Origin of the sequence: Leeuwenhoekiella sp. NPDC079379, from assembly GCF_044542075.1 — a bacterium.
Taxonomy (GTDB): domain Bacteria; phylum Bacteroidota; class Bacteroidia; order Flavobacteriales; family Flavobacteriaceae; genus Leeuwenhoekiella.
The window spans coordinates 352,026-364,180 of record NZ_JBITTU010000005.1 but is presented as its reverse complement, the minus strand read 5'-3'; the positions used below and the strand labels follow the sequence as shown (position 1 = coordinate 364,180).

Genomic DNA, 12,155 nt, shown 5'->3' with positions numbered 1-12,155 from the left:
TAGGTTTGATGAAGAATTTAAATTCTTCATCAAACCTGAACTAAATAATAACTATTTATCGAATTTTAAGGTGTCCTAAAAAGGGGAAGCCTACAAAGCTAACCCGTGTTTTTCGATTTAAAATTTAAATGCTGAAGCTACTCGCCGTAAGTTAAAAAAGGAATAGGTGCGACACCTATTGGCGGTAACGGTCTTTAACTTTACAGAACTAAGATTTTAAGGATCAAACGCAGTTGAATTTGACAAATGATTTTTTTTAGTGCTCATATAAAACTATTTTGAAATCTATAATGATTCCCAGATGTATCAATTATTTTTAGACGATATACGCACACCCGAAATGGTCTACGAACCTAACACCGCAAAAACGTTTATAGTAGTGCGCTCTTTTGAAGCATTTAAAAACTACATTCAAAATAAAGGCCTGCCAGAATATATAAGTTTTGATAATGACCTGGGGCTGGATGATAACGGAAATCTCGCTCCTGATGGTTTGGCCGCTGCCAAATGGCTGGTTTATGAATCTGGGCTTGATCTGAAGAATTTGGAGTTTTATGTACATTCGGCTAACCCGGTTGCAGCAGAGCAAATACGGGGTTTGTTGACTAATTATATTGCTTTTTTAAAACGAAATTAGCCCACTATATATTTTAAATTATGACCATACTCTACCTTCACGGACTCGAAAGCAAACTCAACCCTGCTAAGAAAGCAGTTTTAGAAAAATACGGAATTGTAATAGCTCCTGATCTAGATTACAAAAACAATCCCGATGCCGTGCAAAACGTGTATGAAGACAATAAAACGCAACCTATAGATTACATTATGGGCAGCAGTATGGGCGGTTTTGCAGCATATCATTTGGGTTTGGCTCTCAACAAGCCTGTTTTACTGTTTAATCCTGCTTTAGTAAAGCGCTCCGTTGTTCAAAATATCCCGAAGTTTAAAACTCCCGGTTCCGGATTTGGGCAGGTGGTTTTAGGTGGTAAAGATACTGTTGTAGATCCCAGCGACACACTACCCTTTTTAGGAGACCAACTTAAACGAGGTTTTAATTACCATCTACATCTGCGTGCCGAGATGGGTCATCGTACGCCAAAAGAAATATTTGAGGAGGAAGTGAAGTTGTTTTTTGAGTATAAGGAAAGGAAAGTATAGGCCACTTCAAATTTGTTTCTGCTGTGCAGATACTGCATTGGGGCATAAATTTACTTACGCTTCACCTCATCTAAAGTGTTTCCTTGCTTATTTTTCCAGCTTGTCCAGCCATTGGTATTGCGTCCCATAATTACCGCTGCGCTGCCACTGGGAGAGTTGAAAATATGATCTTCCATGAAGACATATCTGTTATCTATGAATTGAATAAGATTTTGCTCTTTGAGTTTAGTTCGTGTGTTTTTGATCCAGTCTGAAGCTCCAGGAGATTCTTCAGGCGCACATTTTGATCCTTTTAAAACAATAAACCCGTCGTCTGTGTATTCGCCTTGTGAATCATAATCTTTACCCTGACAGTAGTACACTTCGTTTGCTGTAACCGGCTTACGCTTTACTTCAAAAATAGGATAACCTAAGGTTGCCAATAATATCTTGGCTGTTTCAAAATTATCAAGAAGATCGTATTCCCTACTCTCAGAAATAGACGTCTTACGAGAACCGGTATCATTATCTAATTCATAGCGCCCTATCTCCTGGGCTCTTGCTATACTATAATGTTCCAGGAACTTTCCATCTGTTTTGGTGTACTCATTGGTTTTTGTAGTAATTACCACAGCGTGCGTCCAGAAATCTTTATTGCGGTTATGAGAAATGATACGCTTGTAACAATCTTCGCCCTCGCCAATGTAAACAAAGGGTTTCGCATCTTCCTCTTTAGTACCAAACAAAAAGTAAACTCCGGTGTAATGTACCAGCTCACGCTTAGCGACCTCCTGTAATTTATTTCTGGGAAAAAGAACCGCTTTTACGAGTCTGTTGGTCAACTCGGCTTCCTTGATACTGGTAGGTACACCGTCTGGTAAAAATATTTGAATGGTTTGTGGGCGTGGCATTGAAATCGTTTATAATGTGTATAGTTTATTAAGATAACTTCTTATTTAAAATCTTTAACCGTAAACACTCTGTCCATTACCATAATAACTGGTATAAATATGCTGGTAAACATTTAATGATTTAGAGCTCACCTCTTCGTCTGTGTAAGATTCTTCAGGAAGCCAAAGCAGGTTATCGTAGATCATCCCTTTCACCTGAGCTTTTAATTGTCTACTTTCCCTCCATCTGTCAATTATCAACTTTTCAGTTTTTAATTTTTTTAAAGTTTCTGAAGCAACTTTCTTGACCTGTTTCAACTGTTTAGGAGAAAGCGTTTTTCCTTCTTTTAACAAATCAAAAATAGCCAGCGTTTCCTGGTTTAATTGTTCGGTAAAAGCCCGTTTTTCTTCGGCACTTAGAGAATCAATAAAATCAGTTAAATTATCGAAAGTACGTACTGTGTTCTCCAGGGATTTACCGTTATTATAATCATCTATAATTTCTTTATAGCGATCGTAAAATTCAATACGCAAAGGGTTTTCTTTAAGCATTTGTTCCAGTTTTGTTTCTATCGCGTTCTGTAAATCAAATACAAGGGTATTTTTGCGCTTCACCTTCTTAAAAGCGGCTTTTAATTTGTCAAAATCCAAACCGCTGAGATCTACCGAAATTTCTTCAGAAACTCCATCTAAAACTACACTATCACTCACAATGCTTTGCAACTGCATCATAACCTCAGTAACATCTGCCGACTTGGTTTTCTGATTGAGTAAATTATAAATTGCCTCAATCGCGTTGTATTTTTTGGTGTGCTTTTTAACTTGAGGTTCCGGGAAAAGTGCTTTATATTTTCTAAAAACATTACGCGCCATTATTTCAAATGTATTTCGCGTTTCCTCGTTTAAACAAACAGCATTTTCAGCTTCTTTAAGGCTGGCAATTTTTTGCATGGGTTTGGCATCAAGAACAAGTTCTAAATCAAAATCAAGACTACTCAAATAGTTCTTAGTTTCTTCTATCGCTTCTTTAAGTTCTTTTTCCAGACCAACTAAGAGTTCAACAGGCTTTTCAGTCGTTCCATTTTTACCTCCCGTGTCTTTACCTCCTTCTCCATAGATTGCATAAGCTTCCTCAAGTTTAGTATAGACGTTACCGTAATCGACAATAAGCCCATTTTCTTTCTCATCATCATACACTCTGTTTGCACGAGCTATGGTCTGCATAAGTGTATGACCCTTTATAGGTTTATCTAAATATACTGTTGAAACACATTGCGCATCAAAACCGGTAATCCACATCGCGCAAACAATTGCAAGTCTAAATGGGTTTTCCGGATCTTTAAATTCCTTTTCTAAATTACGGGATACCATCTTGCGGCGATGCCTCTCAATATCAAGATTCATTTTAGCAAATTTATCAACCTCATTTTGTTCGCTACTTACTACTACACAAATTTCAGTTTCCTGAACGCGTTTCAGCTTTCTTGAAAGTTCCAGCACTTCTTGCGAATCAGCTGCATTTTTAACGCTCTTCGCTAATTCTGCTTCATACTCAGGCCAAAACTCATTGATTAGATCATACATTCTAACAGCAGTAGGTTTATCTAAGGCGACATACATTGCCTTACCCTGATAGCCCCGTTCATTAAAATGCCATACAAGATCCCTTGCTATTGCTTCTAGTCTGGGCTGAGCGGTTAGAATGGGATAATCTTTACTAAAAAGATAACTTAGTTTTCGTTTTTCATCATCCCCTAAGTTTTCATCTTCTAAAACTTCAGCCATACGATCATCCAGTTGTGGATTTTCGATTTTTAATTTTTCCCCTTTATTTATATAGCGGAGAGGCAAGGTAGCCTCATCATCTATCGCCCGTTTAAAATCATAAACTGAAACATATTCCCCAAAAATATTTTTAGTGAGTTCAAGCTCTTCTTTGATCAAAGGTGTGCCTGTAAAACCCAAAAACGAAGCATTAGGCAAGGCATTAAAACGCATATTTCTAGCATAGGTTCCTGCCTGTGTTCTGTGAGCTTCATCGCTTATCACAATAATGTTTTTACGCACGGTGATTAATGGATATTCGGTTTCTTCTTTAGGATCTATTGAGAACTTATGAATTAGAGAAAACACATACCTGTGATTTTCGGATAGCAGTTTTCTCAAGTGGTCACGACCGGTCATTCCCGATGCCTTTCCGGCAATAATATCTTTGTTATTGACTACTCCTACTCCTGAAAAGGTATCATATAACTGACTCTCCAACTCTGTTCTATCTACAACGATTAGAAAGGTGTAAGAACCACCTAGCTTACGGTGTATTTTTTCACAGAGAAAAACCATCGAGTAAGATTTACCACTGCCTTGTGTATGCCAGAAGACTCCAAGCTTACCTTCTAATTCTTCAATATCTTTTACATTCTCTAAAACTTTATTTACCCCGATATACTGGTGGTTTTTAGCCATTAATTTTACCACCTCTCCCCCAGCATCATCATAAAGTAGAAAGTTTTCAAAAATATCCATCAGCCTGCGTGGATGGCAAGTACCCCTTAACAGTGTATCAAGACTCACGATACCCTCTTCTTCTTCTTCAATACGTTTCCATTCTAAGAAAAATTTGTAAGGGCTTGTTACGGTACCCACCCGGGCATCTGTACCATTACTTAGTATTATAAAAGCATTGTGATGAAAGAGTTGCTGTATGGTGTCTTTATAATCTTTAAGATTGTCGTTAAAAGCGTTACGTAAATCTGTATGATGGGCTTTAAGTTCAAAAAACACTAAAGGCAAGCCGTTTACAAAACCCACAACATCAGGGCGACGGGTATATAAATCACCTACTACTTCAAACTGGCGAACCGCTCTAAAGTCATTTTCTTTATACTCTTGAAAATCAAAAACCCTAAGCTTCTTTTTAATAAGCTCCCCTTTATCGTCTGTGTAACTTACTTCTACCCCGTTCCTAAGCGCTGTGTATTTATTTTTATTAATATGCCCCAGGCTTTGGTCTGCAACACGCTGTATGATCTCCTCCATAGCTACAAGACAGGCATGCTTAGGTACCGTAGGGTTTAACTTAATGAGTGCTGCAAGCAAATAGCGGGTTAGTACTACTTCTCCCTTATTATCGCGCCCTAAAAGACCATTATCTCCGAAACTTTCCTTATGCCAGGCTGTAACCACAGTCCATCCCAGTTCTGCTAAAACATCCTGAGTTGCTTGCTCGATCAGACCGTCTTCGGAGTACTCGTAGCTCATCTTATTTAATTTTGTAAGTGATTCACAAAAAGTTCAATCATTTTTTTTCTATGCTTCTTGCAATTCTCCCAATTCCATTCTTCATTACTAAATATTAAGTCTGATTTTAAAGAGTCTAACCGCTTCTTATCTTGATAATCGACTTTCTTAGAATTAAAAGTTTTGTTACTGTATTCTGAGTTCATACCTGGCGAGAGCAAAACCAAGTTTCCAAAATCATTTTGCTTTTTTATTCTTTTTTCTTCTGTATCACCTTTACTATAAACAATGTTTACATCTTCCTGTTTTGGGTTTTGGGGAGAAATGTGTTCTACAGAATTTTTTGCTGTCATTTTATATTCCGACCAACTATCTTTTTTATTTAAGCTATCTCTACTTAACCATAAAATATACTCGAGCTTATAAAACCAATAACTAGGATAAGCAGTACCTTGCTTTTCATTTAATGTATTCGCAACAAATTCTAAGTTACCATTTAACTCTGTAATATCCTTTTCCATAACTTTAAAACTCATTGTTCTTAAGTCCCTTCTTCTATTACAAAACATCTCATTATCTAGCTTTTTGAGGTATGCATAAATTTGTTTTTTATCATCTATATCAAGCATTTTATTTAAAAAGGGAGTTAACCAGTAATGAGTGATTATTTGTTGAGAATGATATAACATGCTTTGTAATAAAGCAAAACCCTCATTCTTCTTTGGAGCTCGTCTTTGAAATGAAGTTTCACTCTGGTATAGCCGTTTTATCAGATGAACTTCCTCTCGATCTTCATCGTTTCCTACCCATTTAATTACATATTTATCGAACTGCTTTCGAACATTCCAAAGAAGATCAATAAATTCTATTACATTTTTCTCTGTTTTAAAATATGAATCGAAACTGTTAAAAATTTTAATCAAGCTTTTACCCTTAACCTCTGCACTTTCTTCAGGATTTTTACATTTTAAATATCTGTGTTGATAAATCCTTAAAGTATGAAGCAATAGCATTGGGAAATCTATAATACTTCTAATACTTTCTGCCTCATATCCATCTTCATTACTTGAAATATTATTTTTTTCATTTGAGTTTACATTATCCTCACTACTCCCCTTTAATATACTTAACAACTGTTGATTAGAACTTTTGTTTTCAACTGTTATAAGCCTTGACAAAATATCATTTGGTAATGAATCGTTCTTATCACCTGCGCTCCCATTTGGAAATAAACTGTTCCATTTTAAGTCTGCTACTAACTTTATATTTTTTTCTAAATAGTTGTCCATAATTGAACAAGCGTCCCACAGCAATCCATATTTATGTAATAATTCTCTATTTCCTTTAAGTTTACTAAGTAAAGTAGATTTTAATATTTCATGTTGTTGCAATTGAACGCCTCTATTGTTCATTGCTTCAAAAACTTTATTTTCGTCAGTGTCAGCAGGCATTTTAGTAGCAACTAACATAACACGATTATAGATAAAGCTGGAAAATTCTAATTTTAATTCTTCTTCAACCTCATCCTTTATAAAATTAGTAATCAATTCAATAGCATCACTTATTGGCTCTAATTCTTTGATTTCTTCCACAGTCAATTTGGCTGAAGAATCTTTAGAATTAAAATAATGATTTGCAAATTCTCGAACTGAAAAACTGATTCTAGATTTTTGCTCTTTGTTTACAGTTGTGTAGATGAAATTATTTAATTCACCATCCAAAACTTTACTTAATAACCATAATGTTGTAAAACGCTGTTGACCATCTATCAAATCTAACTTATTGTCATTTTCAGTTAACATGATTCCGCCCAAGTAATAATTCTCATTTTTTTTATCACTAAAAGCTCTAAATAAATCGCCTAGCAAGGTTCTTATTTGCTGTTCTCCCCAAACATACAATCTTTGGTAAATGGGAATATTAAAGACCATATCTTCATCAACAATACCTTTTAGAGTTAATTCTTTAGAAGATATTTTAAGATTATTTATTGTTAATGATGTATTCATTTATCCAGTTTTTCTTATTGTTTAATTCCTTTACTCCTTTAGTTTGTTTGTGGAAAAAATCTAAGTTATTTTGTAGATATCTTCTTCTAACCCCATTCTCACCTCCTAACTCTTTAGCTCGTTTACTATATGAATCTTTAAGAGTTATATGTTTTATGAAGGTAAAGACATCTTCAGGTCTATAGCACATTTCTATTACGTCTAAAAGATTTTGATCCTTGTCTTTTAGTATTTTGAGCACTGTTTGTGCTACTATAGATTTTTGCTCTATGCGATAACTTCCCAGTAAATAATCTAACCACAATCCAAAATCGGTTAGTTTATCATCCTTAAACTTATCATAATAAAAAATTATAGCTAACCTAAAAAAACTTCGGAAATAATAACTAACTCCTTTGTATAGGGTATCGTACAAATAAGTAAAATGAGGATACCTCTTTTCTACAAACAGAATTTGGTAAATAGCATAATATTTTTCTGTGTAAAGGAAAAAACCTACACCTTTCTGAATGGGCTGCCTTAAAGCAAATGGATATTGATCTGCTTTAGTTTGTAGATTTAAATAATTAGGTTTAACAACTACACCCTGCATGTCACAAAAAGTTAGAGAACTTGATAATGTGTTGAACGCATTTGGATAAAGATTTACAGTGTCCTGATCTTTCTCTTTAATTGTTTGTTTTTGAAAAGTATCTAAAATCGCGTCTTTAAATTCATAATTTAAGTTCTTACCTCTCCATTGTCTACCTCTCCATAACACCAAATTGAATAAGTCATTTAAAAATTGACCTGTGTTATTTGAATCCCATTTTCTAGCAAAAATCTCTTGTAGATTTTCTTTTCCTTTCAGTTCTCGTAAATGATACGATTTTAAAAAATCTACAGGACTTAAAGTCACTCCTCTCGAATTTTGACTATCAAAAAAAGTAAAAGCCTCATCTTCTGAATTCGTAATAATTACTGTAAAAACTAATTTTGAAAATATCTCTTGAATATGTTCTTTAATTCTTCTAGAGGTACTCTTAATGTATTTGTAATTCTGTTCTAGATTAGCAGAAGAAATCAAAGATTTATACTCTAAATTCCATTGGTTTTGCTGCAAAAACTTCTCCTCCGTATTCCAAGCATAGTCTGTAATTAGCAAACTTGTTATACGTTGCTGTCCATCTATAATCTCCAGAGTCCCATCTTCATTTTCAAATAATAATACAGAGCCTAAATAATACAATGCCGCATTATTATTGTATATATTATTGTCAAAAAAATGATCTTCAAAATCTTGATATAACTGATCTAACTTATCAGAATCCCAGACGTAAGGCCTCTGGTAGTCTGGTAATGAAACAGAAACCTTTATTTTAAAAAAATCCTTTACTAAACAAGTTCCCACTTGTATACTTTGTGTGTTCATTATCTATCTTTAAAATCTACAACCTCTTTATAATTACAAGGAATCTTGTGTATAATTACACCTGGCGTTGCTTTCTCCTTTTTATTAGTATATGCTTCTATTATATCTGTAATATCTTCATTATAAAAAATGACTCTTTGCTTTTGACTATATCTCTCTTCGCTCTTTGAAGACTCTAAGAGCTTATTGATACTTTCTCTCATTTTTACTTTACAAAAAGACTTTGCTGCATTAAATGCTTCGCCATAAACCTTGCCTTTATCCGTTTCTATAATCACATCATATCCCGCTTTATTTCCCATATTGAGTAAAATCGTTTTTGGTTTGATGGAAGGTATTTCGTTGTTGAATATTTTTTCTGCACCAGCTAGTAATACTAGATCGCTACCTATTCTGTTTAAAGCTTCAAATGGAGTTAGGTCTTTATAAGGTCCTATTTGGCTAAGCGTTCTTTTGATTGTTTCTATCAATTCAATGAGATTTGTATTCTCAAGCATAGAAAATGAACTAGTTCTAATACTTGTGCAGTACTTTTCTTTAGCCTCAAAAAAAGCTGTCTTGTCTAAAGGCTTGTTAAAAGATTCTATCAGCGCAAATGTTTTCTGCATTTCTTATTTTTTATACCCATTAACAACCTCTGCAGCAATCCCCAGGTTTTCTTGGCTTATCTCATAAACCCCGTTATCAACCAGTAAATCATCTACGTCTACAATACCCATCATCAACCGGGGCAACAAAATATCGCGCGCTTCTTTTAAGAGCTGGTTTTGGTTTTGAAGATTTATTTTTATTTTAAATAACGACTGAATCTTCTTTTCGAAAAAAAATAAAATTTCATGATTTGGATTTAAAATCTCTTTAAGATAGGCTGCCTTTCTACTCAAGCCAGGAATAGCCGCATCATTATTAACAAAATTCTCATTCTTTAAAAGATAGTATATGTAATATGGACTTGAATTGGTAGTAATATAATAAGCTGTATCAATTACAAAAAAATTGTTTTCACTCCAAAAAACTGAGCCAACATTACCTTTTCGTCCCAAAATTATTCCTGGACCACTAACTAAATAAGTATTATGTTTTCCAACAATACCTGAGGAGCCATAAACATTATAATTCCCTGGAATTCGATTCTCAGCCTTGAGAGCTTTACCATAATTTAAAATCATCAGATCCTCTAGATTGCTCTTCTCCCACCCCTCCGGCAAACCACTAACTTCATCAAAAACAGCATCTTCATGACCCGGAAATTTAAACCGCACAAACCACTCTTCATACGTCTGTTGCGCCTGCTCCTCCAGTAATTTGATACGCTTCAAATTATTCTCAATCAAATCATCATAAGCCGAAAGGATGGAGGCAATTTTACGCTGGACTGCTTTAGATTTGGGGACTTTAACCTTAATGGCACAAAAGTTTGACTTACTCACGTGATGTCTTCCTGAAGCAGTTCCCGGATTTGCATTTTCAACCTTTGGAAGATTTATCTTTAAAAGATAATAAACAAAATTAGGGTCATAACTTTCATTTGGTATAACCACGTTTACTGATTGATTTGTAAAACAATACTGATCTGCCTGAAACATTTTTTCCCCTACTGTGCCAATTGTAACAACACCCGTTGCTCCTGGTGGTATATAAGAGTTCTTATATCTTTTAAATGCTTTATCAGAATAATTTTCTTCCCAACTTGTAACATATCTTCTACCAACATCCATATCTGTTGGTTTGATAAAAGGATAAGCACTTCCATAATTAGAAGGGTCTTTTTTAGGAGGCGTATTACCTGTTATAACTTTTCCTAGGTCATCAATTCTTATAGTTTTCCAGCCATCCATCATAATTCAACTTTTTGTATCAGTTCCATTAAACTTTCGGCTTCTGTATTTAAAGTGGCGAGTTCATAATGTATCTCCTGCATTCGGCTTTTATAATCAAAGTCCATATCTATATCTGCCGTTACGCCTACATAACGTCCCGGTGTAAGACTATAATCCTGCTCTACAACTTCTTCCCGGCTTACTATTTTACAAAGACCTTCTACATCACGGTAAACACCTTCAGGAAAGTGTTCTGCTAACCAGGCATTCTCTTTATATGATTCTTCGCCTACACTCAGCGTTCCGCTAGTATTACGAAAGGAATTCATAATAGCCGTAAGCCCCTGCTTTTGCTCCTCATCAAAATCATTAATAGTGGTGCTCACCTTGCGAAAGGTATTACGGGCATCTAGCATCAAGATTTTGTCTTGATTGGTCGGCTTTTTACCCTTATTAAAGAACCAAATATGACAAGGGAGTGATCGGGTATAGAAAAAATTGTTTGCGATAGAAACAATACATTCTACTGCGCCGCTCTCTATAAGTTGCTGCCGTATGAGTTTTTCGCCGTGACCGGCATCTGTAGCAGAAGAAGCCATCACAAAACCGGCACGACCGGTCTCATTTAAAAAGCTGTAGAAATATTGCATCCACAAATAATTACCATTGCTTATCGTGCCTTTACCGGTTAATGGCGCACCAAAAGGCAACCGGTCATCTTCAGTTAAAAATTTATTCTTGGCATCTACCTTATCTACGTTAAAAGGCGGGTTTGCCATTACAAAGTCACACTTGCCCGTTAGGTTATGTGGGTTGCTATAAAAACTGTTACTCTCTATGATTTTGCCTTCTATACCGTGTATAGCCAGGTTCATTTTTGCCAGGCGGGTGTTGTTGCTTTTCAATTCGGTACCATAAACGGTGATGGCCTCGTTGACGCTTTTGTTTTCGTGGTTTTTTATAAAATGAGCGGTTTGTACAAACATGCCCCCACTTCCACAGGCAGGATCGTGTACAATACCGTGGTTAGGCTGTATAAAATTTACAATAAGGTTTACTAGCGATGGCGGTGTAAAGAACTCTCCACCTTCCTGTGCTCCTGCTCCCTGCATCGAGAATTTCATCAGGAAAAACTCGTATATACGACCAAAAACATCTCCTTTTGCATTCTTTACCGCGTCTTTATTAAACACACGTACAAGATCTCGTAAAAGCTTATCATCAAACTCCTGATAGCTTTTTGGTAGAATCCCTGCCAGATCAGTATATTCTGCCTCAATAAGGCGCATAGCGTTATTTATCGCTTCCGCAATATCTTCACCGGTAGGCAGATTAGCCAGGTAATCGTACTTTGATTTTTCGGGTAAGAGAATGGCTCCTGCTCCCGCATAATCATCTTTAGTAGCGTCCCGCTGTTTGCCTGTACGCGGATTTACAGGAAGTGTTTTTGATAATTCAATTCGTGCATCTTCATACCTGTTTTGTGCAAAACGCAACAGGACCAAACCCAAAAGTGGGTCCTTATATTCAGCTGCTGTAAGTTTACTATTTCCTCTTAAAGAATCTGCGGCATCCCACAGTTCTCGCTCAAGGTCTTTTATGTTTTCCTGGGTCATTTAGTTTTTTCTTATCCTGCAATATAACATAC

General features: G+C 35.5%; 9 protein-coding genes. 2 read left to right on the top strand and 7 right to left on the bottom strand.

All coding sequences use genetic code 11. The features are described from left to right. Positions 1–301: 301 nt before the first annotated feature. Positions 302–637 carry a cyclic-phosphate processing receiver domain-containing protein gene (locus ACIGAM_RS11790; protein ID WP_396511636.1) on the top strand — a complete coding sequence of 112 codons (336 nt, stop codon included), beginning with the start codon at positions 302–304 and terminating at the stop codon, positions 635–637. 20 nt (positions 638–657) lie between these two features. Further along, positions 658–1,158, top strand: a complete 501-nt coding sequence (locus ACIGAM_RS11785) for a YqiA/YcfP family alpha/beta fold hydrolase (protein ID WP_396511635.1) — start codon at positions 658–660, stop codon at positions 1,156–1,158. 50 nt (positions 1,159–1,208) lie between these two features. Here ACIGAM_RS11785 and ACIGAM_RS11780 read toward each other — a convergent pair whose 3' ends face one another. The 7 genes from ACIGAM_RS11780 to ACIGAM_RS11750 are packed head-to-tail and all read right to left on the bottom strand — an operon-like array spanning position 1,209 to position 12,123. Beyond that, on the bottom strand, positions 1,209–2,048 hold the full coding sequence (locus ACIGAM_RS11780; RefSeq protein ID WP_396511634.1) for a GIY-YIG nuclease family protein: 840 nt from the start codon (positions 2,046–2,048) through the stop codon (positions 1,209–1,211). A 54-nt stretch (positions 2,049–2,102) separates the two neighbouring features. After that, the gene (locus tag ACIGAM_RS11775) at positions 2,103–5,288 is read right to left on the bottom strand and encodes a type I restriction endonuclease subunit R (protein WP_396511633.1); all 3,186 of its coding nucleotides are present in this window, start codon (positions 5,286–5,288) and stop codon (positions 2,103–2,105) included. 5 nt (positions 5,289–5,293) lie between these two features. Further along, positions 5,294–7,276, bottom strand: coding sequence for a DUF262 domain-containing protein (locus tag ACIGAM_RS11770; protein ID WP_396511632.1), 1,983 nt, complete (start codon positions 7,274–7,276; stop codon positions 5,294–5,296). Further along, on the bottom strand, positions 7,251–8,687 hold the full coding sequence (locus tag ACIGAM_RS11765; protein WP_396511631.1) for a DUF262 domain-containing protein: 1,437 nt from the start codon (positions 8,685–8,687) through the stop codon (positions 7,251–7,253). The genes ACIGAM_RS11770 and ACIGAM_RS11765 overlap by 26 nt, the downstream gene beginning before the upstream one ends. Beyond that, the gene (locus ACIGAM_RS11760) at positions 8,687–9,295 is read right to left on the bottom strand and encodes a hypothetical protein (protein WP_396511630.1); all 609 of its coding nucleotides are present in this window, start codon (positions 9,293–9,295) and stop codon (positions 8,687–8,689) included. The genes ACIGAM_RS11765 and ACIGAM_RS11760 overlap by 1 nt, the downstream gene beginning before the upstream one ends. A 3-nt stretch (positions 9,296–9,298) precedes the next feature. Then, positions 9,299–10,528: a restriction endonuclease subunit S gene (locus ACIGAM_RS11755; protein WP_396511629.1), complete on the bottom strand. Its 1,230-nt coding sequence runs from the start codon at positions 10,526–10,528 to the stop codon at positions 9,299–9,301. Continuing rightward, positions 10,525–12,123 carry an N-6 DNA methylase gene (locus ACIGAM_RS11750; RefSeq protein ID WP_396511628.1) on the bottom strand — a complete coding sequence of 533 codons (1,599 nt, stop codon included), beginning with the start codon at positions 12,121–12,123 and terminating at the stop codon, positions 10,525–10,527. Before ACIGAM_RS11750 ends, ACIGAM_RS11755 begins: the two co-directional genes overlap by 4 nt. Positions 12,124–12,155: the final 32 nt, after the last annotated feature.

Bases quoted from the DNA above. Each gene is read 5' to 3' on its own strand.
- ACIGAM_RS11790 (WP_396511636.1), top strand. From the start codon at position 302: ATGTATCAATTATTTTTAGACGATATACGCACACCCGAAATGGTCTAC.
- ACIGAM_RS11785 (WP_396511635.1), top strand. From the start codon at position 658: ATGACCATACTCTACCTTCACGGACTCGAAAGCAAACTCAACCCTGCT.
- ACIGAM_RS11780 (WP_396511634.1), bottom strand. From the start codon at position 2,048: ATGCCACGCCCACAAACCATTCAAATATTTTTACCAGACGGTGTACCT.
- ACIGAM_RS11775 (WP_396511633.1), bottom strand. From the start codon at position 5,288: ATGAGCTACGAGTACTCCGAAGACGGTCTGATCGAGCAAGCAACTCAG.
- ACIGAM_RS11770 (WP_396511632.1), bottom strand. From the start codon at position 7,276: ATGAATACATCATTAACAATAAATAATCTTAAAATATCTTCTAAAGAA.
- ACIGAM_RS11765 (WP_396511631.1), bottom strand. From the start codon at position 8,687: ATGAACACACAAAGTATACAAGTGGGAACTTGTTTAGTAAAGGATTTT.
- ACIGAM_RS11760 (WP_396511630.1), bottom strand. From the start codon at position 9,295: ATGCAGAAAACATTTGCGCTGATAGAATCTTTTAACAAGCCTTTAGAC.
- ACIGAM_RS11755 (WP_396511629.1), bottom strand. From the start codon at position 10,528: ATGATGGATGGCTGGAAAACTATAAGAATTGATGACCTAGGAAAAGTT.
- ACIGAM_RS11750 (WP_396511628.1), bottom strand. From the start codon at position 12,123: ATGACCCAGGAAAACATAAAAGACCTTGAGCGAGAACTGTGGGATGCC.